The organism is Cupriavidus sp. FW306-1B-F12B (genome assembly GCF_058781795.1).
On the sequence record NZ_JBYSXC010000009.1, the window covers coordinates 108,372 to 130,259 of the forward strand.

Sequence of the window (21,888 nt, forward strand, 5' to 3'; positions counted from 1 at the left end):
GGCAGCATCATGCCAGCACCGGCAAGCCGGCCTCCCGTTCCCACTCCACGCAATTCCTGCCCTTGTTCTTGGCCGCATACAGCACGTTATCCGCGCGCATCAGCAGCGCTTCCAGGTCTTCGCCGGGCCGCAGCGTGGCCACGCCAAAGCTGGCGGTCACCGTGTGCATGCCCGGCAGGACGTCCATTTCCGTGCTCTCCAGCGTCTGGCGCAAGCGTTCGGCCAGATGCAAGGCTGCATCGGGCGGGGTATCGGGCAACAGCACGACGAACTCCTCGCCGCCCAGGCGTGCGGCGATATCGCGCCGCCGGATGCCGGCGGCGATGATCCGGCCGATTTGCGCCAGCACCGCGTCGCCGGCGCTGTGGCCGTAGTTGTCGTTGATGAACTTGAAGAAATCGAGGTCGCACAGCAGCACGCTCAGCGGCTTGCCCTGAGGTGGCGGGATTTCCCGCGCGGCCAGCGCCTCCAGGCTGCGGCGCGTGTGCAGCTGCGTCAGCGGATCGGTGTCGCGTTCATGCCGCAGGCCGTCGATCACGTCCAGCGTGGTCGCCGCCAGCAGCGCCAGCGCCAGCGTGAGCAGCAGCAATGCCATGGTGACCTGCAGCCACAGCCAGTAGGCCGAGCGGGTGAGGGCGGCAGCGTCCTGTCCGATGACCGGAGCAATGGTCAGCACGGTGCGTGGCAGGAAATGGAGGGCAAACAGCAGGAAGACCCAGAACAGCACCTGGTCCGCGGTGCTGCCTGTGCGCAGGCGGGCCAGCGGCGCGATGCCCAGCAGCAGGATCAGCGCGATGCCGACATTCAGGATGTAGATGCGGGCGACCAGCTGGGGCTGCATGAAATCAAACCAGGCAAGCGCAGCAAACAGGGCCAGCGGCAGCGACACCAGCGCGCAGGTATCGACGCGCGCGCCGATGCGCGCCAGCATGCCACGCAGCATCAGCACGGCGCTGCCCAGGTAGAGCGCACCGGTGACGGTGGCGTTGCCGCCGCCGTTGCGCGGCTGCCAGATGATCTGCACGGTGATGGCAACCGCGTACAGCAAATAGCAGGCACCTAGCTCCAGCAGGTAGTGCCGCGTGCGCTCATGGTTCCAGGCCAGCAGGAAGCAGAGCGAAAGCAGGATGGCCATGGCGGGATTGACCAGGGCCAGGAATTGACCAGTATCGTGCAACACGGAGAGTCCCCAGTTTTTATGGTTCTCTGGCAGGGACGGGTGCCGGCGTGCGAAGCGCCGTGAACAGGGCGTAAGCCAGGGAACATCGAGGGCGGTACGCGCCCGCTGACAGACTGAGTAGCGGCCGCCCGTAACAAATTGTTTCTGTCAGGACCCATTCTAGTCACGGGTGGCGTCGGCGGCTCCCCCCCAATGGGTGCGAACCGGCAAACAATTGTGAACAATCTGTCAGGGCGCGAATGCCCCGTCGGTCATATCGAGTGCCGGCGCATGGACGGCGGATGCCGCAGTTGTCCGCATTTGTGACTAATCTGGTAGATGCTGTCCGGATCCTCCGGCAGTTCGGTTTTCCCGTACGCAAGGAGATCACGATGAAGACCAAGAAAGCGATGCCGGCACTGTTGCTGGCGGCAAGCGTGCTGGCGGCGCCGTTTGCGATGGCGCAGGGTGGTGCCAAGTCCAAGCCGATGGCAGATCCCATGGCCGCCTCCGCGCCGGCGGCGCAGAACTCGCCTTATATGCAGGTGCAGCAGTGGAAGAAGGGTGACCGGCTGCCCACCGAGTTCAGGGACCGCCAGTATGTGATCGACGACTACAAGCAATACAACCTGCCCGCGCCGCGCAAGGGCACGCGCTGGGTCGGGATTGGCGCCGAATACTACCTGGTGGCGCCCAACGGTGTGGTCCAGCAGGTCGGATCGGGGTCCTGACCCGTCCTGCAGCGGCGACGACCGCGGGAAAAATAAACAAAGCCGCCACGCCTGGGCGCGTGGCGGCTCTTCTTTGCGATGGGTCTCAGATACCCAGGATCTTTTTCGCTTCGAGCAGCGATTTCATCGATTCGTCATGCTTGCCGGCCTTGTGATAGGCCTCGCCGTCGGCGCGCAGCTTGGCAACCTTGGCGGAATTTTCCGGCGACAGCGCCGGCTTGGTCGACAGTTTGGCGTCGATCGCCTTCATCTCGTTGGGGCAGTTATGGGCCAGCGCCAGGCCGGGGGCGCCGGCCAGCAGCAGTGCCGTAAGGACAAGGACAGGTTTGCGCACGATGGCCTCCGCGAGGACGCTGTTGGGATTTCCAGCATAGTCCATCGCCGCGCCATGCTGCGCCTGGCCGTTTGCCGGTGCCGCGCATATCCCCCCACGAAGGGGTAAATGGCGATTATTCGTTTCTCCTTTGAACAGCCCGGAGCCATGCTATCCCATCCGCAAATCAACCGTTTGGGCGAGATATTGCCGGTATTTCCTGGCCGCACCGGCGCGCACGGATGCGGTTGTGTGGTGCTTGAATTCGCCCGCTCTGAATCGGGCCAGGTGCCCGCCGTGTTACCGCCAGGCGCGGCAACCCGGGTACTTTCATAATCATTATCCCGAGTCATCCGGGATTTCAAACGGGCGTTGACGCTATTAGGGCGGTGGCAGCTTTTCGCTGCTCCGGGAAACGCGCTTCATTAATGAAACAGCCCGTGCAAATGCACGATTTATCGGAATCGCCGCGATCTCTAGATTGAACTCACCCGGCACGGATCCGGGCATGCCATTCATGAGAAACCGGGGGGCTTCCATCGTGCAACACATCGACCTGAAACTCGCGGCGATCCCGCTCGCCTGCCTCGCCATCCTGCTCGCAGGATGCGGTGGCGGCGGCGGCGATTCCGCGCCAGCCAGCGCCGCGCCATCCGCCAGCGCGGCCGGCCCGGCCGGCGCGAACGGCAAGACCATCCTGTCCGGCGCCAATGCGCCCGCGGCGGACGCTGGCACGGACGGCGACTTCTACCTCAATGCCTCGACCTCGACGCTCTACGGACCCAAGGCTGACGGGGCCTGGCCTGCCGGCGTGTCGCTGGTCGGCCCGCAAGGCGTGGCCGGGGCGCCCGGCGCCGTGCTGCTGCACGGCGCGGCAGATCCCACCGCTGCCGATGGCAGCGAAGGCAGCTTCTACCTCAATACGGCCACCAATACGCTGTTCGGCCCGAAGACGGGCGAGGGCTGGCCGGCCGGGGTCTCCGTGGTTGGCCTGACTGGTCCGGTCGGGGCGCAAGGTCCGCAGGGCGAGAAGGGCGAAAAGGGCGACACCGGCGAAACTGGCGCCACCGGCCCCCAGGGCCAGCAAGGAGAGACAGGCGCCGGAGCGACGATCTACACCGCCAACTTCGCTGTGTACGACTCGCCGGATGGCAATGGCACCTATGTCATGACCGGCACCGCGCTGGACCGGCAAAGCAACGATCCGAATTTCGGCGCGGTGATGCCGGTGGGCTGCAGCGGCGGCCTGACCCTGAACGCGAGCCTGGCGGGCCCGGTGCCCGATGACGAGGTCAAGTACGCCCTGGTGGCATACCGTGTCGCCAGCGGCGCGGCGCTGGAAACGATCGCCCCGCTTGCCATCACCGACGCGTCCGCCTGCTCGCTCGGCGCCACCGTGCGGACCTGCTCGGCGCCGGCCACGACGGCGGTGGCGGCCAACGACATTGTCCAGGTGCAGGTCAGTGGCAACCGCAACTTCAAATGGGGCGGCGGGTTGTACGTCAACCTCTCCTGCAAGAGCAGCAGCTGATCCATGCGGCGGCCACCCGGCCGCCACCGACCCTCTGCCAGGGCTACGAGCACGGCCGCGCGCCAGCCGCACCCGCTCCCTGGTTTTCCTGCACGCCTTCCAGTGTTATTTTGGAGGGCGGCTTTTTTTTCCGCGTTGTTCCCGATCGTCACGGACACCGACCAGGCCTGCCGCTGCGCATGGAAACCTCCGCCGAACACTATTCGCTTGCCCTGCTGTGCGCCGCCGTCCTGACCGTGACCGTGGTCGGCATCCACTACGAGGCGCTGCGGCTGCTGTCAGCGATACACCCCCGGCGCTGGAGCGGGCGCATGAACATCGGCGTGCTGATCGTCTGCATCATCGTGGTCCATTGCCTGGAAGCGCTGGTGTTCGCGCTGGGTTTCTGGTTCGCCGACCAGGTGCTGGGCCTGGGCGGACTGACCGCGATGGGCGTTGCCGGCGTGTCCGGCGTCCACACGCAGCCAGGCGCGCTGGTCTACGCCTACTTTGCGCTGGAGACCTTCACCACGCAGAGCCTGGGCGACATCGTCCCGGTGGGCGCCAGCCGCCTGATCGCCAGCATCGAGCCGCTGGTCGGCCTGATCCTGATCGGCTGGTCCACCTCGTTCACCTATGTCATGATGCGCCGCGACTGGGAGCTCGAGCGCGACGAGGGCGGCGGGCGCCGCGCGCCCTAGCGGAATCTCCGCGCCACAGCTTGCTGTTGGCCGTATTGTCCTGTGGCCCAACCACGGGCCGCCCTCGGCGGCGGCCGGCAACGGAAGGAGGAAGACCGGACATGGCAAGACTGGTGATGATCCTGCTGGGCGTAGACTACCTGCGCACGCGCTGGCGCGGCCTGCTGCGGCTGGGCTGCCTGAGCGTGCTGCTGGGGCTGGCCATGTTTGTCGATGCGCTGGACAACGCCATCTATTTCCCGATGACGCCGTTCGCGGTGGTGTTGCTGCTGGAAGGGCTGGCAACGCTGGTGGTGGCGCGCACCGGCATCGGCGGGCAGCGCACGCTGCGGCAGGTCAAGGGCGTGTCGTTCTGCTTTGCCGCGGTGCTGATCGTGGCCGGCCATCATCACGGCAACTTCGTGCTGTCGATGATCTTCGGCACGCTGTTCCTGGCGGACGGGCTGCTGCAGGTCGTATCCGCCCGGGTGATACGGTTCCGCACCTGGCGCCTGGCGGTAGCCGTCGGCGTGTTCGAGATCGCGCTGGCCATCTTCTTCTACCAGCTGTACCCGACCCACTATGTCGGCACCGTGCCCTATTGCCTGGCCCTGGGGCTGATCTTCGGCGGCTGGAACATGCTGCTGCTGGCCTCACGCCTGCGCCGGCTGGACCGCAACCCCGGCATGGACGATGCCGACGCCGCACCGGCCGCTTCCGCCGCCGGCCCGGCAACCGATACGGCTGCTGCCGCAGATGCGCCCGACATGACCATCTGGGACGGTCCGCCCGGACCCGGCGAACACGCGCTGACCGTCCATGTCTGGACCCCGGTCGGGTCCGCCCGCGGCGAAGCGCGCCGCCAGCCGCTGGTCGACCGCTATATCGCCGCGGTGGACCGCGACGGCGTGATCTCCACCGGCCATGCCGCGCTGGAATCGCCCGAGGGCATCTATATCAGCCTGTACCCGGCCGAGGAGATCGACCGCTCGCCCGACGAATTCACCCGCATCCTGCGCGCCACCCGCGAAAACGACGTGGGCGGCAAGTTCCAGCCGGATTACCAGACCGAATCGCGCGCCTGGTGCCCGTCGACCGTGCAGGTGCGCATCCGCAACTATGACCCCGGGCGCCTGGACCGCTTCTGGAACGCCTACCGCCGGAACACCACCTACAACCTGACCCACCGCAACTGTTCCAGCACCGTCTCGCACGCGCTGGAAGCGGCGCTGGAAGGCGCGTCGGCCCGGGTCTGGCGCGAGGCCAGGGGCTGGCGGCCGCTCTGGCGCCTGCTGACCACGCCGGAATTGTGGGTGGCGGCACAGATCCGCAAGCGCGCCAAGACCATGGCCTGGACGCCTGGCCTGACGCTGGACTACGCGCGCGCGCTCAGCATGCTGGCCGATCCGCGGCCGTCCGGCTGGGCCAGCATGACCCGGCTGGCGCTGGGGCAGATGCGGCGCCGGCGCCAGGACTGGCGCGAGGCGGCGCGTACCCAGGCGGGCGCAGGTGGCATCGACGCCGCAAATGCCGGAAATGCCGGTAGTGTCAGACAGGCCGCGAACGATTAAGCTGGCAGCCTTTGCATAAATTCATCGAGCCACAGGAGAGAAGTCATGCCGAGCCAGCGAACCCTGACCCGCATTGCCGCCATCGCTGCCCTGGCGATGGCCTGCAGCGCGCATGCGCAGAGGCCGGACGGGGACAGCGCTGCCGCCGCCGCCATCAACGAAGCGGTGCAGCAGGGCACCACGCCCTACCGTCCCGACCCGGCCGCGACGCCGAGCAGCATCCAGTCGGACGAATGCCGCGCCCTGGCCGCGCAGATCGCCGAAGCGCCCAAGCGCGAATACCGTGCCACCCAGCCGGCCATCGAGACCGCGCAGGGCCGCATGATTCCGGAACTGGAGCGTGACCGGCCGAAGAAGTCGCTGCAGCAGGCGTACCGGGAGAAGTGCACGCAGTAGCGATGAGTGACTGGGGGCCACCTTCACTCGCGCCCCGCCACCACATACGCCCCGGTCCGGTGCAGCTCGCCCTCGGCCTGCTCCAGCGCACGGATCGCGCCCTTGCCCTTGCGCGCCAGCAGCTGCTCGACCAGGGCCTCGACCACGGCCACGCCGGCGGTGACTGACGGAAAGAACGACGGGCTTTCCACCGAGAACAGCAACGTGCAGTCCGCCGCCAGCGCGATCGGCGCGACCGTGCTGTCGGTCAGCGCGATCACCTTGCAGCCGCACTCGCGCGCGGCGGCGGCGACGCGGATGCTTTCCTGCGAGTAGGGGGCGAAGCTGACCACCAGCACCGCATCCCTGGGCGCCAGGCCGCGCAGCTCCATTTCCAGCGTGCCGGCATCGGCGCGGATCAGGTGCACCGTGCTGCGGAACAGCCGGTAGACATAATGGAAGGTGAACGCGATCGGAAAGCACGAGCGGAAACCCGCCACATGCACGCACGCCGCATGCGACAGCAGTTCCGCCGCTTGCTGCAGCGTCTTCTCGTTGTTGGCGGCAATCATGTCCAGGTTGTGGTGCTGCGCGTCCAGCATCTCGCCCAGCATGCGGCTGGAGCTGCTTTCACGCACCACCTTGCGCGCGCGGCGCGCGTACGGCTGGCTGCCGCCGCGCAGCGCATCGACGAACAATTCACGCAGCCCCTGCCAGCCCTCGAAGCCCAGATGCTGCGACAGCCGCACCAGGGTGGCAGGCTGCACCCCGGCACTGGCCGCGATCTTGCGCATCGACAGCACCGGCACGTCCTGCGGATGGTCGAGCAGGTAGCGCGCGCCGCCCTGGAACTGCGTGCTGAGCGTGGGGAAGTTGCTGCGCAGCAGCGCCAGCAGGGCGTCCAGGTCCTGCGGCGGCGCTTGCGGCGATGGGGTGGGGCTGTCGGGCGGCATGGGCATTCCAGATTCAGAGTTTGTAACGATTGTTGCACAGGTGCGCCCGGGCACGCATCGGGCCGGGTCGAACAGGGCGGGTCAGGGTTCCCCCTCACTGACGGATAACGTCTGCCATATGCCTTGGCTGTATGTCCTGAGCAGATCTCGTAACGCCACTGTCTGTTCGCTACAACGCCGGCCAGCCGGCATCATATTTTCCTTACCCACTTAACAGATCGTGACTTACACTCCGCGCCATAACCACCGGAATTCGGTCATCCGGAACATAATTGGTATCGGAGCGCGAGCATGGGACATAGAAGCCCGGCAGTGCGACACGGCGGGAGGGTCAACCCGTCGTTTCGGGTCATTGGGGAAGTTGGGGCAACCGGCAATCCGTGCCGGGGCTGGCGCCTGCGCGGCGCCAGGGCAGCGCATGGCTTCACGCTGATCGAGGTGATGATCACCGTGGCAGTCATTGCCATTCTTGCCGCCGTCGCCATTCCAAATTACAGCCGTCACGTCGTGCGCTCGCACCGGGCCGCAATCGAGTCCTTCATGCTGGAGGTCTCGGGCGCCCAGGAGCGCTACCTGGTCGACAACCGCGCCTACGCCGCCAATCTGGGCGCGCTGGGCATGTCGGTGCCGGCCGCGCAGGCAACGCGCTACGACGTCGCCGTGACGCCGAACGCGGCGCTGCCGCCCGGCTACAGCATCGTGGCCACGCCCAAGGGCAGCCAGCTCGCCGCCGACGCCGACTGCGGCTCGCTGACGCTGACCAGTGCCGGCGCAAAATCCGCGTCTGGTGCAGGCACCGACTGCTGGAACTGACCATGCGGCGCGCCACATTCCCGCCGTCTTTGCCCGGCCGGCCCAGCCGCCGCGGCTTCACCCTGGTCGAACTGCTGTGCGCCATGTCGGTGCTGGCGATCCTCGCGGTCGCGGCGGCGCCGTCGTTCTCGTCACTGATCGCCAACCAGCGCGTGCGCGGTGCCTCGCTTGACCTGACCTCGGCGCTGCTGCTGGCGCGCAGCGAGGCGGTCAAGCGCAATGCCACGGTCACGCTGGCAGCCACCGGTGCCGCCTGGACTGCCGGCTGGGCGGTCACCGCGGGCGCCGAGACGGTGCGCAGCTTCGGGCCCTATGGCGGCCTGACCATCACGCCCAGCGCTGCAGGGGCCCTGGTGCTTGGCAACGACGGCCGGCTCACGGGCGCGGCCATGACTTTCGAAGTGGCGCCCAACGGCGATACGGCAGCGACGTCGCGCGTCTGCGTGCAGGTCAGCGAGACTGGCCGCGTCGCCTCCGCCACGGGAGCCTGCTCATGAAGCAAAGAATTCCGCGGCCGCGGCCGCGCATGACTGGCCGCCGCACACAGGGCGGCTTCCTGCTGATCGAGGTGCTGGTGGCGGTGGTGATCCTGCTGGTCGCGCTGCTTGGCACCGCCGGGCTGGTGGCGCGCTCGGGGCAGACCGAGATGGAGTCCTACCAGCGCGTGCAGGCGCTGGCGCTGCTGCAGGACATGGTTGCGCGCCTCAACGCCAACCGCCAGGTGGCATCGTGCTATGCCAACGGCGCGACCGGCATGCAGCTGGGCAGCGCGGCCGCGCCGCCGGCGGCGTGCACGCAGGGCACCGCCGCGCAGAAGGCTACCGCCGATGCGGACCTGCAGGCCTGGAACACGGCGCTGCTGGGTAGTGCCGAGATGCGCCTGGGAGCCAGCGCCGCTGATGCCGCCCAGGCCGTCGGCGCCATGATCGGTGCGCGCGGCTGCATCGAGACCGTCGACGCCGTCAACAATATCTACCGCATCACCGTGGCCTGGCAGGGCCTGGCCACCACCGGCGCGCCCGCGCTGGGCTGCGGCAAGGGCCAGTACGGCAACGATGCCAATCGCCGCGCGGTCAGCACGCAGATCCGCATCGGCACCCTGGGAACCGTGTCATGAGCCCCCTGCGCCTGTCCGCGCGCCGCCTGCGCCGCCAGCGCGGCATCTCGCTGGTCGAGCTGATGATCGGCATCACCATCGGCCTGGTGCTGCTGACCGCGCTGGCGAGCCTGTACCTGGCCAACAGCCTGTCGCGCACCGAATTCACCAAGTCTGCCGAGCAGGTCGAGAACGGCCGCTACGCGCTGGAGCAGATCCGGCGCGAGGTGGAGCTGGCCGGGTTCTTCGGCGTCGGCAACATTGCACGCAGCACCAAGGCCGCGGATCCGGCGCTGTGCGCGACGGATTCCGCCGCCCTTGGCTTCTCGCCTACTGCCGAAACCGTGCCGGTGGCGCTGACCGGCTATGCGCCGGGCGTCGCGGCACCATGCCTGCCGGATCTGGCGCCGACTTCCGAGGTGCTGGTGATCCGGCGCGTGTCGACCACGGCGGTTGCCGCCCCGGCGCCGGGCGTGCCCTACCTGCAGGTATCGGCCTGTTCGCAGGACACGCAGACCTTTGTCTTCGATGCCAGCGGCGCGGCGGCCTTCGGGCTGCGCACCAAGGCCTGCGATCCGGCCCAGCCGGCCGAACTGCGCCGCGCCATGGTGCGCATCTTCTACCTGGCCGGCTGCGACCGCTGCAGCAACGGCGGCGACGGCATCCCCACGCTGAAGATGGCCGAACTGGTCAACGGTGCGTTCCAGTCGCGCTCGGTCGCGCAGGGGGTGCAGGACATGCATGTGCTGTACGGCGTCGACCAGGACAGCAACGGCTCGGCCGACTGCTACGTGTCCGACCCCCGCGCGAACAACAGCGCCGTCTGCACCGCCGTTCCCGGCTATGACTGGGGCGTGGTGCTCAACAACCTGGCCAATGTCACCACGGTGCGCGTGCACCTGCTGGCGCGCACGCTGAAGCCCTCGGGCGGGCATTCAGACAACCGCACCTATGACCTCGGCCGCGCGGCGGCCGCAGGCCCGTTCAATGACGGCTACAAGCGCCACGTATACGCGCAGGTGGCGCGGCTGGTCAATGTGGCCGGGCTGCGCGAGCAATAACGCCATACCGATTCAACACAGCGAAGAGCGAGCAATGATGAAGTCAACGGGCAGGCCGCTGCGCCGCAGGCAATCCGGGGTCACGCTGGTGGTGACGCTGGTGTTCATGGTGCTGTTCCTGCTGATCGCCGTGGCCATGGTCAATTCCGGGCTGGTCAACGTCAAGGTGGCTGCCAACCAGCAGCACAGCGCCGAAGCGCGCGACGTGGCGCAGCAGGCGATCGAGCAGGTGATCAGCGACGACTTCACCAAGGCGCCGGTTGCGGTGGATGTGCCGGTGGACGTGACGGGTGACGGCAAGGCGGATTACATCGCGCAGGTGGCGGCACCGACCTGCGTGACCAGCAAGCCAGTGGCCAAGGTGATCGATCCGGAAAAGCACCCGGAGGATGCCGAATGCACGCTGGGCAGCAGCACCGGCAATGGCAACCTGGTCATGGGCGCAAGCGGTGTCAGTGCGATCAGTTCGCTTTGCAACGATACGCAGTGGGATGTGGCAGCCACCGTCAATGACGTCAATACAACCGGCGCCGTCGCGACGGTGCACCAGGGCGTGGCGGTGCGCACGCTCTATGGCTCCACTTGCCCCTGAAGTCTCGGGCCAGATCCGGATCTTGAAAGGAAGAACCAGCATGTCCATGCCCGCTCGCCGGCTTCGCGCTTCCGCCGCCTGTGCCACAGCCCTGCTCGGGCTGGCTGCCGCGCCCGCGGCGATAGCCGAAGACATCGACCTGTTCACCGGCCTGCAGGCCAACTCCGGGTCGCGTCCCAACGTGCTGCTGATACTCGACAACGCATCGGCGTGGAATGCCAATGCCCAGGTCGATTGCGAAACGCAGAACGTGGTGAGCGCCAACAACGATAACACCAACGTTGGCGCCGAGCAGTGCGCGCTGTACAAGGCGGTGTCGGACCTGATCAATGATGACAAGACGAACGGCAAGATCAACCTTGGCGTGATGATGTTCGGGCAGGGCACCAATACGGGTGGCCAGTTCCGCTTCCCGAAGGTGACGCCGCCCACCGCGCCGTCCGGGCTGGTGCTGATGGAGAAAGGTGCGGGCGGACAGGACATGCTCGACTACATCAAGACCATCGACCGTACCAAGGACAGTGCCAACAACTCGCAGGTCGGTGGCGCCATGCAGGAGGCATGGGCCTTCTTCTCCGGCAAGACGGGATTGTCCGGCACCACATACAGGTCGCCGATCACCAACCCGTGCCAGAAGAACTTCATCATCTACATCGCCAACGCGCTCAACAACGGCAAGCCGCAGGACTCCGGCCAGGATGCCTACAACAAGCTCAAGGAGGCGGGCGCCACCACCGCGCAGCTCACTCCGATCCCGCTGCCCAGGGGCAACAACATCGACAACTGGGGCGATGAGTGGGCGCGCTTCCTGAACGACCTGGACCTGAACGCCGCCAACAACGCGGGCTCGACCACGGCGACGCGCCAGAACATCATTACCTACACCATCGGCGTCACTGACGGTAGCCAGCAAAGCCAGGACTACCTGCAGTTCGTCACCAGCATGGCCCAGAAGGGCGGGGGCGGCAACTTTACAGTCCGGGCCGGAGATGACGACGCGCTTTCGAAGGCGCTGAAGGACATCTTCAACGAGATGCAGGCGGTCAACAACGTGTTTGCCTCGGTCAGCCTGCCGGTCAGCGTGAACGGGCAGGGTTCGTACCTGAACCAGGTCTATATCGGCATGTTCCGCCCGGACGGCAAGGCCCGTCCGCGCTGGGTGGGCAACCTCAAACAGTACAAGCTGGGCTATGACAGCAACGGCAATCTGGTGATGCTCGACGCCGGGGTGCAAGGCGCGATCGACCAGCCCCCGAAGAATGCGGTTAGCAACGCGGGGACCGGGTTTATATCGCCCAATGCCCGCAGCTACTGGACCGAGGATCCGCCGAAGGCGGTGGGCAGCTCCAGCATCGTGACGGACTGGCCCTCGGACGGGTTCTGGAAGAATGCCTCGTCGCTGCTGCGCAATGCCAAGGATTCACCCGACGGCGAGGTCGTCGAGAAGGGCGGCGCCGGAGAAATGCTGCGCGCAGACTACCTGACCAGTCAGGCCGGGCGCCGGCTGCTGACCTGCGCCGACGCGAAATGCAGCAAGGGGACCGCGCTGGCGAATTTCGATACCGCCAACAAGGCCCTCACCGAGGGCAACGGTCCGTCGCTGCTGAAGACCACTGCCGCGGATGTGGCCAATATGATCAACTGGGTGCGCGGCAAGGACGTCTTCGCCACGCTGACCGGCACCGACCCCAAGAAAGAGGCGGAGCCCGGCCCCGGCGGCAACGTCACGGTGCGCGGCTCGATCCACGGCGACGTGCTGCATTCGCGCCCGGTGGTGGTCGACTACGGCGGCACCACTGGCGTAGTGGTCTTCTACGGTGCCAATGACGGTGTGTTCCATGCCGTCAACGGTAACCGCACTGCAGCCATTTCCACCACCGCGGGCACGGTGCGCGCGGGCGGTGAACTGTGGGGCTTCATCGCTCCCGAGTTCTACGGCAAGCTGGCGCGGATCTATAGCAACGCGCCCGAGGTGCGGCTGACGGGCAGCCCGCAGGACACCGCCGAGGTCCAGTTTGCTCCACGCGACTATTTCTTCGACGGCACCACCACGGTCTACCAGGACCTGAGCACCCCGGCCACGCCGCAGGTAAAGATCTACCTGACCGCACGGCGCGGCGGTCGCCTGATTTATGCATTGGACGTCAAGGATCCGGCAAAGCCGGAGTACCTTTGGAGCAAGACCAACGCCGACATCCCTGAACTGGGGCAGACCTGGTCGCAGCCGCGGGTGATGCGCGTGCGCGGCTACCCGACGCCTGTGCTGATCATGGGTGCGGGCTACGACCCCGACGGCGAGGATACCGACCCCGCGCTCAATGGCATCGCCACGGCGACGAACAAGCAAGGCCGCGGCGTGATCGTGCTCGACGCCGGGACGGGCAATGTGGTCTGGGCAGCCCTGGCCAATTGCGCTGGCATCAGCACGGGCACCTGCGTCACCATCAACAGCCGCGCGATTCCTTCCGACGTTGCCGTGGTGGACCGCAATGGTGATGGCTATGCCGAAAAGGCTTATGTCGGCGACGTCGGCGGCAATGTCTGGCGTATCGACTTCGGATCGACGGATACGGATACTCCGTCGACGTGGACGGTCGGCAAGCTCGCGCAATTGGGCGGCGCAGTGGACACCAACGATGCGCGCAAGTTTCTCTATCCGCCCGATGTCGTCGCCACCGGCAAGTACGACGCTGTGATGATCGCCTCGGGCGACCGCGAAAAGCCGCTGTACTCGCTGAGCCAGACCCCTGGCGCGGCGCAGAACGTGCAGAACCGCTTCTTCATGGTCAAGGACCCGAACGTCGACGGGAAGCTGCCTTCGACCTGGACGGCGGTCAAGGCGGCCGATCTTGTCGACGCGACCAACGTGGCCTACCGCGATTCGGCGGTGGCGAGCGGCTTCTACTTGTCGCTGGAATTCGGCGAGAAGGCGGTCAATGCGCCGCTGACCGTGGCGGGCTATACGTACTTCGGCACCAACACGCCTTCCAAGGTCGAGCCCGGAGCCTGCTATCCCGACCTGGGCGTTGCGCGGGGCTACGCGGTGTCATTCCTGACCGGGCTTGGCATGAACAACGGGCCGCGGTTCGTCAGGTTCGACAACGGCGGGCTGCCGCCGTCGCCGGTGTTCGGCATGGTGTCGGTCACGCAGACCGACGGATCGACCCGGCTGGTCCCGGTGCTGATCGGGGGCGGCAAGGCTGGTGCCTCGGGCGGCGACGACAAGTCATCGCTGGGCGGCCAGGAGGTGAAGCCCGCCAGCACCGGCAAGCGCAAGCGCACCTACTGGCACACGCAGAGCGACAAGACCTAGCCAGCCGCCATCACCGCGGCGCTGCCGCCACAGCGCCGCCTTCCTCCTCCCACCACCCACCCCCCAACGCCTGCAGCAGCGCCGCCGAATCCGCCAGCCGGTCGGCGCGCGCCTGCGCCAGTTCCAGCGACGCCTGGCGCGACTGCCGTTCGGCATCCAGCACCGTCAGCTGGCTGACGCCGCCGAGCCGGTACTGCTCCGACACCACCGCCAGCGTATCGCGCGCCTGCCGCGCGCTGTCGGCGCGTTCGCGCAGCGCGGCGGCATCGGTTTCGAGTGCGCGCAGCGAATCGGCCACGTTCTGCAGGCCCTGCAGCACGGCTTGCCGATACGCGGCCAGCGACTGCTCATAAGCCGCCTCCGCCGCGCGTTTGCGTGCCTGCAGCTCGCCGCCGCGGAATACGGGCTGCACCAGCCCCGCGGCCAGGCTCCATACGTTCAGGCTGCTGAACAGGTCGCGCGCCGCGGTGGCTTGCGTGCCGCCGCTGGCGCTCAGCGTGATCTGCGGATAGAGGTTGGCGGTGGCCACGCCGATATTGGCCGAGGCCTGGTGCAGCAGGGCCTCGGCCGCGCGGATATCGGGACGGCGGCGTGCCAGCGTGGCCGGCAGGCTGACCGGCAGCGTGTCGGGCAGGTGCAGGTCGTCGAGGCGGAACTCGGGCAGTGTGGCCGAGGCCGGGGTCTGGCCCGTGTACACCGCGAGCTGGTGCCGCGTGGCATCGAGCTGGCGTTGCAGGGCCGGAACCAGGGCCTGGGTTTGCGCAAGCTCCGCGCGCTGGCGCTGCACGTCGACGCGCGCGACGCCGCCCGCGCGCAGGCGTTCCTCGGTGATGCCAAGCTGGCGCTGCTGGGCCGCCGCCACGGCGGCGGTATCGGCCAGTTGCGCGCGCAGGCCGGCTTCGCGGATGGCCGCGGTGGCCACGTTGGCGGCCAGCGCCAGGCGCGCGGCTTCCAGTTCATAGCGCTGGTAGTCCACCGCTGCCTGCAGTCCTTCCAGTTCGCGCCGCTGGCCGCCGAACAGGTCGAGCACGTACGACACCTGCACCGTGGCGCCGTAAAGCGTGAACGGGCCCGGGCTGGGGATCGCGGTGATGCCCAGGGACTGGAAGTCGACCTGCTGGCGCGTGGTGTTCAGTTTTGCGTCGACGGCGGGCCAGCGCGTCGCGCCGGTGCGCGCGGCCAGGTTCTCCTGCGCCTCGCGCAGCCGGGCGCGCGCCTGCGCCAGCGTCGGGCTGGCATCCAGCGCGCCGCGGATGGTGGCGTCCAGTGCCGGGCTGCGGAACAGTGTCCACCACTGCGCGGGCACGTCGGCGCCGGCGGCCAGGGTTTGCGCGTGGGATTGCCTGCCCGCGTCCGCGGCGTCGGCCGCGACGGTTGCCACCGGCTGCGGGCCCGGCACGTAGCCGGCGTCGTCCGGCGGTGCGGGCGCGCGGAAGTCGGGGCCTACGGCGCAGCCGCACAACAGTGCCGCGGCGGCAAACAGAGGCGTGAGTCGTTGCATGGCCAACCCCTTCAGTCCAGCGTGCGGCGGTAGAAGCGCACCGCAATCGCCATCACCACCACGATGAACAGCGCCATCGGCCACACATTGGGCCATAGCTCGACCCAGCCGTTGCCCTTGAGCAGGATGCCGCGCACCATGCGGTGGAAATACGTCATCGGCAGGATGTTGCCAATGGCCTGCGCCCAGCCCGGCATGCCGGCGAACGGGAACATGAAGCCGGACAGCAGGATGTTGGGCAGGAAGTAGAAGAACGTCAGCTGCATCGCCTGCAGCTGGTTCTGCGCCAGCGACGACAGCGTGATGCCCACCGTCAGGTTGGCCGCGATAAACAGCAGCGCCGCCAGGTACACCGCCAGCACCGAGCCGACGAACGGCACGCTGAAGATCCAGCGCGCGGCCAGCAGCACGATGGTCGACTGGATCAGGCCGATGAAGATATAGGGCACGATCTTGCCGGTCATCACCTCGAGCGGCCGCACCGGCGTGGCCAGCAGGTTCTCCATGGTGCCGCGCTCGCGTTCGCGCGTCATGGCCAGGCCGGTCATCATCACCATGGTCATCGTCAGGATCACGCCCATCAGGCCGGGAATGATGTTGTATTGCGTGATGCCTTCCGGGTTGTAGAGCCGCTGCACCTGCACGTCGAAGGGCGGCTTGCCGCCGGCCAGCGGCGCCAGCGATCCGTTCAGGTCATGCGCGGCTACGCGGTAGGGCAGCTGCGGCAGCGCGGCGATGGCCTGGCCGGTGGCGGAGGGATCGGTGGCATCGGCCTCGACCAGCAGCGCGGGCCGTTCGCCGCGCAGCAGACGGCGCGTGAAGTCGGGCGGGATGGTCAGCACGAACTGCACCTCGCCCTTCATCAGCGCCTCGCGCCCGGCCTGTTCGTCCGGCAGCGTGCCGACCAGCTTGAAGTAGGTGGACTGCTCCATGCTGGCGATGAACGAGCGCGTGAATTCGCTCTGGTCGGCGGCAATCACCGCGGTCGGCAGGTGGCGCGGATCGGTGTTGATGGCAAAGCCGAACAGCAGCAGCTGCATGATGGGCAGCCCGATGATCATGCCGAAGGTGACGCGGTCGCGCCGCAGTTGCAGGAATTCCTTGAGCACGATGCTCCACCACCGTTGCAGCGAGAAGCGCTGCCGCGCGGCCGGCTTGCGGGCGGCTGTCATGGCGTGTCCTTGGCCTTGCGGGCCGCCATATTGTCCTCGGCTCCGCTCATCATGTGGATGAACACGTCTTCCAGGCTGGTCTGGGTCTGCTCGACGCGCCGGCCCGGTCCCGCCAGCCGCGCAAGCGTATCGGCCAGCGCCTGCGCATCGCGCCCGGTCACATGCAGCGCGGTGCCGAAGGCCACGGTCTGCCCCACGCCCGGCGCACCCTGCAACTGCTCGGACAGCGCGGCGAGGTCGTCGCCTTCCACGCTCCAGGTCGACAGCTTCTGGCTGGCCACCACTTCATCGGCGGTGCCCTGCGCCAGCAGCTTGCCGTAGGCGATATAGGCCAGCTTGTGGCAGCGCTCGGCCTCGTCCATGTAGTGCGTGCTGACCAGCACCGAGATGCCGCGCGCGGCCAGCTGGTGCAGCTGCTCCCAGAAGTCGCGCCGGGCCTTGGGGTCCACGCCCGCGGTGGGTTCGTCGAGCAGCAGCAGCTCGGGCTCGTGCAGCAGGCACGCCGCCAGCGCCAGCCGCTGCTTCCAGCCGCCAGACAGCGCGCCGGCCAGCTGCGCCGAGCGCGTGGCCAGGCCCAGGTCTTCCAGCGCGCGGTCGACTGCCTCGCGCCGGTTCGGCATGCCGTAGACGCGCGCGACAAAGTCCAGGTTCTCGCGGATCGACAGGTCGTCCCAGTAGGAGAACTTTTGCGTCATATAGCCGACGCGGCGCTTGATCTCGTCGGACTCGCTGCGGATGTCGTAGCCCAGGCAGGTGCCCTCGCCGGAATCGGGCGTCAGCAGCCCGCACATCATGCGGATCGAGGTGGTCTTGCCGCTGCCGTTGGGGCCGAGGAAGCCGAAGATCTCGCCGCGCGCGACCTGCATGCTGAGGTCGTTGACCACGTGCTTGTCGCCGAAGTGCTTGTTCAGGCCGCGCACGTCGATGGCGAGTTCGCTTGCGCTGCCGTTGATTGTCGTGTTCATTGCCGCACCACTTCAACGGGCTGGCCCGGCCGCAGCCTGGGCGCATCGGCCGCCGCCGGGCGCGCTTCGACCAGGAACACCAGCTTGCGCCGCGTCTCGTTGCTGTAAATCACCGGCGGCGTGTATTCGGCCTCGTTGGCGACGTAGCTGATGGTGGCCGCCACCGGCGCGGCGCAGCCGTCGCAGCGCACCTGCACCGCCTGGCCGTTGCGCAGCGCGCCCACCACGGTCTCCGGCACATAGAAGCGCACCTTGACGTTGCCCGGCGGCAGCATGCGCACCACCGGGCTGCCCGCCGGCACCCATTCGCCGAGGCGGTAGGGCGTGTCGTAGACCAGCCCCGCCTGGGTCGCGGCAACGGTCTTGCGCGACAGCTTCCACTCGGCCTGCGCCAGCGCCGCGCGCGCGGCGGCCACCTGCGCGGCCTGCGCGGCTTGCTGCGCATCCCGGCCCGGCAGCCGGGCCACGTCGATATCGCGCTGCAGTTCGCGCACACGTGCGGCGTCGCTGCTGGCTTGCGCGCGCGATTCGTCCAGCTGCGCCTGCGCGATGCCGCCGATCTCATACTGGCGCTGGTCGCGCCGCAAGGCCGCGGCACTGCGCTGCGCCTGGGCCTGTGCCTGCGCCAGCTGGGCGCGGCTGACCTCGACTTCGACCGGGCGCTTGCCGGTCTTCAGGTCTTGCAGCTGTGCCTCGGCCGCGCGCAGCTGGTCTTCGGCCTGCTGGCGCGCGGCGCGCTCGTCGTCGGATTCGAGGGCAAACAGCGCGGCGCCCTGGCCGACCTGCTGGCCGCGCTGCACCGACAGCGTGTCGAGGCGCCCGGCGAACGGCGAGGCCACGCTGACGAATTCGCCTTCGACATAGCCTTGCCAGGTGTCGGCGCGCTCACGGCTGCAAGCGGCGACCAGCAGCACCGCCGCGAGCACGGCAAGCACCGCTGCCGGCAGTTGCGGGCTGGTGGGGAGGGCGTGGTTCATGATGGCTCCGGAGAAGGCCTGGACTTGCCGGCGTCGGGCGCCGGCGCCAGCCCGTGCGTCAGCAGCGCGGATACGTGGCGCACCAGCGTGTCGGTATCGACCGCTTCGCCGCCGGGCAGCCGGCGCCAGATATGGGTGGTGGCCAGCGGCAGCAGCGTCAGGCCGATCAGCGACGGCATCACCAGCGCCGGCTCCAGTCCGCTATTGAGCTGCCCGCGCGCGATCGCGGCCGCCAGCGGCGCGCTCAGTGCACCGGCGCGCTGCAGCGCGAAGCGGTCCAGCACGCGCTCGCGCAGGGCGCCGTCGGCACTGGCGACTTCGCGGATCCACAGCCCGGGAAACCAGGGCGTGGCGGCCGCGGTGCGGATCAGCTGGCCGGCGATGCCGATCAGCATGGCCATCGGCTCGGCATCCCCGGCGGCAGCGAAGACGCTGGCCACCAGCGGCTGCAGCTTTTCCTCGACCACGGCGTCCAGCAGCAATTCGCGGTCGCTGAAGTAGTAATGGACCAGCGCCGGCGTTACGCCGGCCTGGGTGGCAATCGCCTTGACCGGGGTGCCGGCCACGCCCTGGCGCGAGAACAGGTCGGTGGCCGCATCGAGGATGCGTTCGCGCTGGCCGGGCTGGCCGGCCGCAGGACGACCGGGGCTGCGGCGGGCGGAGGGTTTCGGTTTGGCGGGCGGGCGCGGCATGGGCAAACGGATGCAAGCGGTCTCCAGTGAATATTAATTTTTGCGTTAATTAATTCAAGAGCGGTTACAACGTCGGCCTTCCGGCACATCCTTTGGCAGGTAGACATGTCATGGGCGCTTGGCTATGCTGCGGGCGCCGGAGCACGCCGTCTCGGGCACTTCCCTTGCCGATCGCCTCTGCCGATGCCGTTTCCGCCACTTGCCACCGCTCCCGTTCGTCTCCGTTTTCGTCGTGTGCTGGCCGCGCTGGCCTGTTGTGCGTGCCTGCCAGCGATGGCGCAGCAAGCGGAGCCGGTGCAAGGCCCGGCTGAAGCGGAGAGCCCGTTCGCCTTTCACGGCCAGAGCACCTACATCTGGCAGCGCAAGCCATCATTCGGCGCGGCCTACTCCGGCCCCAACAGCCTGGGTACCGAACGAGCCAAGAGCTACTCGTTCAGCGCGACGCTGGATCTGGGACTGAAGCTGTGGCAAGGCGCGGAGTTCCACTTCAACCCGGAGGCCACGCAAGGCGTGCCGTTTTCCGGCCTGCACGGCCTGGGCGGCTTGTCCAACGGTGAACTGGGCAAGGCCGCCAGCACCAATCCGGTGTTCTACCGCGCGCGCGCGTTCGTGCGGCAGACCTGGGGCCTGGGCGGCGGCAGCGAGGCACTGGAAGCGGATTTCAACCAGTTTGCGCGCACGGTCGACCGGCAGCGCGTGGTGCTGACGGCGGGCAACTTTGGCGTGCTGGATGTCTTCGACCAGAACGAGTTCGGCTCGGACCCGCGCACGCAATTCATGAATTGGTCGTTCATGACGCATGGCGCCTTCGACTATCCGGCCGATGCACGCGGCTATAGCTGGGGCCTGTCGCTGGAATACATCGGCGACGGCTGGTCGGCGCGCATCGGGCGCTTCCTGCAGCCGCTGGAATCCAACGGGCTGCGGCTCGACACCCGCATGTTCGAGCACTACGGCGACATCATCGAAGTGGAGAAGCGCTACCAGCTCGCCGGCCGGCCCGGCACCGCGCGGCTGCTGTGGTTCCGCAACAAGGCGCGCATGGGCGCGTTCAGCGATGCCATCGGCTTCGGCATGGCCAACAACACCACCCCGGACGTCGCCGACGTGCGCCGCGAGCACGCCAAGAGCGGCGTGGGCGTGACACTGCTGCAGCAGGTCACCGATTCACTGGGGATGTTCGCGCGCGCCAGCCTGTCCGACGACAAGACCGAGACCTACGCCTTCACGGAAATCGGCCGCCAGGTGTCGGCCGGCGGCGTGCTGAAGGGCGATGCGTGGGGACGGGCGCGCGATGCGCTGGGCGTGGCGGTGGCCATCAACATGCTGGGCCCAAACCACCGCAACTACCTGGCCGCGGGCGGGCAGGGCGCGTTCCTGGGCGACGGTGCGCTGCGCTACGGGCCCGAGCAGATCCTGGAGATCTACTACAGCTTCCAGCCGGTGAAGTACCTGAGCATCAGCCCCGACTTCCAGTACGTGCGCAACCCGGGCTACAACCGCGACCGCGGGCCGGTGAAGTTCTACGGGGTGCGGTTTCACGGGGAGTTCTGATCCTCCCCGCCTGCCTCACTGCCGCGCGTTGCGCTTGTTATCCGGCCACGCCGTATTGAAGTTGGTCCGGAACGGATTGATATCCAACCCGCCCCTACGCGTATAGCGCGCATACACCGCCAGCTTGACCGGCTTGCACTCGCGCATCACGTCCATGAAGATCCGCTCCACGCACTGCTCGTGGAACTCGTTGTGGTTGCGGAACGAGATCAGGTACTTGAGCAACCCTTCCTGGTTGATCGGCGCACCCACGTAGCGGATCTGCACGCTGCCCCAGTCCGGCTGGCCGGTGACCAGGCAGTTGGACTTCAGCAAATGCGACACCAGCGTTTCCTCCACCGGCGATTCTTGCTGGTCGGCAGAGAGCAGCTCGGGCGCGGGCTCATAGCGGTCCACCTCGATATCGAGCCGGTCCAGCAGCAGGCCGTCGAGCTCCCCCATCTTCTGCTTGCCCAGGTCCGCTTCAGTCACCAGCCGCACCTGCACGGTGCCGCCGGTGGCTTCGGACAGGTCGTGGTGCAGCAGCTGCTGCAGCGCCTCGGGTGAAGCAATCCTGGTCTGGTTGAACGAGTTCAGGTACAGCTTGAACGACTTGGACTCGATGATATTGGGCGTGTCCGACGGGATGATGAAGCTGGCCAGCGCCACCTGCGGCTTGCCCTTCAGGTTCAGCCACGACAGCTCGTACGCGTTCCAGATATCGACGCCGAAGAACGGCACCGGCTTGCCTTCGGGCAGGCCGATCTCGGTGCGCTTGGGCTGGCGCGGGATCGGGAACAGCAGCGAGGCGTCGTATTCGGTCTTGTAGGCCGAGGGCTTGCCCAGCGGCGAGTGTTCAGGGAGGCTCATGGGGCGCTCAG

Annotated in this window: 21 protein-coding genes; 12 read left to right on the plus strand and 9 right to left on the minus strand. The window is 67.7% G+C overall.

The annotated features are described in order from the left end of the window. Positions 1-7: 7 nt before the first annotated feature. A complete protein-coding gene (locus tag AC3WLE_RS16860; protein ID WP_492318994.1) occupies positions 8-1,180 on the minus strand; it encodes a GGDEF domain-containing protein in 1,173 nt (390 codons plus the stop codon). 371 nt (positions 1,181-1,551) lie between these two features. On the opposite strand from AC3WLE_RS16860, the gene AC3WLE_RS16865 reads away from it, so the two are divergent. Continuing rightward, positions 1,552-1,890 carry an RcnB family protein gene (locus AC3WLE_RS16865; protein ID WP_011614497.1) on the plus strand — a complete coding sequence of 113 codons (339 nt, stop codon included), beginning with the start codon at positions 1,552-1,554 and terminating at the stop codon, positions 1,888-1,890. Positions 1,891-1,975: 85 nt separating this feature from the next. Here the strand turns inward: AC3WLE_RS16865 and AC3WLE_RS16870 are convergent, their stop codons facing one another. Further along, positions 1,976-2,224, minus strand: coding sequence for a PA2433 domain-containing protein (locus AC3WLE_RS16870; protein ID WP_492318996.1), 249 nt, complete (start codon positions 2,222-2,224; stop codon positions 1,976-1,978). A 487-nt stretch (positions 2,225-2,711) separates the two neighbouring features. Between AC3WLE_RS16870 and AC3WLE_RS16875 the strand changes: the two genes are divergently transcribed. From AC3WLE_RS16875 to AC3WLE_RS16890, 4 genes are all read left to right on the plus strand, one after another. After that, the gene (locus AC3WLE_RS16875; protein ID WP_492355849.1) at positions 2,712-3,734 is read left to right on the plus strand and encodes a collagen-like protein; all 1,023 of its coding nucleotides are present in this window, start codon (positions 2,712-2,714) and stop codon (positions 3,732-3,734) included. Positions 3,735-3,913: 179 nt separating this feature from the next. Then, positions 3,914-4,414 (plus strand): potassium transporter Kef, encoded by a 501-nt coding sequence (locus AC3WLE_RS16880; protein WP_010814410.1) that lies wholly within the window; start codon positions 3,914-3,916, stop codon positions 4,412-4,414. A 101-nt stretch (positions 4,415-4,515) separates the two neighbouring features. Further along, on the plus strand, positions 4,516-5,964 hold the full coding sequence (locus AC3WLE_RS16885) for an HdeD family acid-resistance protein (protein WP_492355848.1): 1,449 nt from the start codon (positions 4,516-4,518) through the stop codon (positions 5,962-5,964). Between the two features lie 45 nt (positions 5,965-6,009). Further along, entirely contained in the window at positions 6,010-6,360 is a 351-nt protein-coding gene (locus AC3WLE_RS16890; protein ID WP_492355847.1) for a hypothetical protein, read from the plus strand. A 23-nt stretch (positions 6,361-6,383) separates the two neighbouring features. Here AC3WLE_RS16890 and AC3WLE_RS16895 read toward each other — a convergent pair whose 3' ends face one another. Then, positions 6,384-7,292, minus strand: a complete 909-nt coding sequence (locus AC3WLE_RS16895) for a MurR/RpiR family transcriptional regulator (protein ID WP_492355846.1) — start codon at positions 7,290-7,292, stop codon at positions 6,384-6,386. Between the two features lie 291 nt (positions 7,293-7,583). On the opposite strand from AC3WLE_RS16895, the gene AC3WLE_RS16900 reads away from it, so the two are divergent. Genes AC3WLE_RS16900 through AC3WLE_RS16925 form a run of 6 tightly spaced genes read left to right on the plus strand, consistent with a single transcriptional unit; the run spans position 7,584 to position 14,167 of the window. After that, the gene (locus tag AC3WLE_RS16900; protein WP_492319000.1) at positions 7,584-8,105 is read left to right on the plus strand and encodes a type IV pilin protein; all 522 of its coding nucleotides are present in this window, start codon (positions 7,584-7,586) and stop codon (positions 8,103-8,105) included. A 2-nt stretch (positions 8,106-8,107) separates the two neighbouring features. Beyond that, complete coding sequence (locus AC3WLE_RS16905) at positions 8,108-8,602, plus strand: GspH/FimT family pseudopilin (RefSeq protein ID WP_492319001.1); 495 nt, start codon at positions 8,108-8,110, stop codon at positions 8,600-8,602. Further along, positions 8,599-9,222, plus strand: a complete 624-nt coding sequence (gene pilV / locus AC3WLE_RS16910; RefSeq protein ID WP_492319002.1) for a type IV pilus modification protein PilV — start codon at positions 8,599-8,601, stop codon at positions 9,220-9,222. The genes AC3WLE_RS16905 and pilV overlap by 4 nt, the downstream gene beginning before the upstream one ends. Beyond that, positions 9,219-10,262, plus strand: coding sequence for a PilW family protein (locus AC3WLE_RS16915; protein ID WP_492319003.1), 1,044 nt, complete (start codon positions 9,219-9,221; stop codon positions 10,260-10,262). Before pilV ends, AC3WLE_RS16915 begins: the two co-directional genes overlap by 4 nt. Before the next feature lie 34 nt (positions 10,263-10,296). Continuing rightward, entirely contained in the window at positions 10,297-10,854 is a 558-nt protein-coding gene (locus tag AC3WLE_RS16920) for a pilus assembly protein (protein ID WP_492319004.1), read from the plus strand. 40 nt (positions 10,855-10,894) lie between these two features. Next, positions 10,895-14,167 carry a pilus assembly protein gene (locus AC3WLE_RS16925; protein ID WP_492355845.1) on the plus strand — a complete coding sequence of 1,091 codons (3,273 nt, stop codon included), beginning with the start codon at positions 10,895-10,897 and terminating at the stop codon, positions 14,165-14,167. 10 nt (positions 14,168-14,177) lie between these two features. Here the strand turns inward: AC3WLE_RS16925 and AC3WLE_RS16930 are convergent, their stop codons facing one another. From AC3WLE_RS16930 to AC3WLE_RS16950, 5 genes are read right to left on the minus strand one after another with little or no spacing between them, the layout of a single operon-like run. Continuing rightward, on the minus strand, positions 14,178-15,668 hold the full coding sequence (locus AC3WLE_RS16930) for an efflux transporter outer membrane subunit (RefSeq protein ID WP_492355844.1): 1,491 nt from the start codon (positions 15,666-15,668) through the stop codon (positions 14,178-14,180). 11 nt (positions 15,669-15,679) lie between these two features. Beyond that, complete coding sequence (locus AC3WLE_RS16935) at positions 15,680-16,840, minus strand: ABC transporter permease (RefSeq protein ID WP_492355843.1); 1,161 nt, start codon at positions 16,838-16,840, stop codon at positions 15,680-15,682. Next, positions 16,837-17,805 carry an ABC transporter ATP-binding protein gene (locus AC3WLE_RS16940; RefSeq protein WP_492355842.1) on the minus strand — a complete coding sequence of 323 codons (969 nt, stop codon included), beginning with the start codon at positions 17,803-17,805 and terminating at the stop codon, positions 16,837-16,839. Before AC3WLE_RS16940 ends, AC3WLE_RS16935 begins: the two co-directional genes overlap by 4 nt. After that, the gene (locus AC3WLE_RS16945) at positions 17,802-18,782 is read right to left on the minus strand and encodes an HlyD family secretion protein (protein WP_492355841.1); all 981 of its coding nucleotides are present in this window, start codon (positions 18,780-18,782) and stop codon (positions 17,802-17,804) included. Before AC3WLE_RS16945 ends, AC3WLE_RS16940 begins: the two co-directional genes overlap by 4 nt. Beyond that, positions 18,779-19,474: a TetR/AcrR family transcriptional regulator gene (locus AC3WLE_RS16950; RefSeq protein ID WP_492355840.1), complete on the minus strand. Its 696-nt coding sequence runs from the start codon at positions 19,472-19,474 to the stop codon at positions 18,779-18,781. Before AC3WLE_RS16950 ends, AC3WLE_RS16945 begins: the two co-directional genes overlap by 4 nt. Positions 19,475-19,657: 183 nt before the next feature. Between AC3WLE_RS16950 and AC3WLE_RS16955 the strand changes: the two genes are divergently transcribed. After that, the gene (locus AC3WLE_RS16955) at positions 19,658-21,028 is read left to right on the plus strand and encodes a carbohydrate porin (protein ID WP_492355839.1); all 1,371 of its coding nucleotides are present in this window, start codon (positions 19,658-19,660) and stop codon (positions 21,026-21,028) included. Between the two features lie 15 nt (positions 21,029-21,043). Here AC3WLE_RS16955 and queF read toward each other — a convergent pair whose 3' ends face one another. Then, entirely contained in the window at positions 21,044-21,877 is an 834-nt protein-coding gene (queF, locus tag AC3WLE_RS16960) for an NADPH-dependent 7-cyano-7-deazaguanine reductase QueF (RefSeq protein ID WP_010814426.1), read from the minus strand. Positions 21,878-21,888 lie beyond the last annotated feature (11 nt).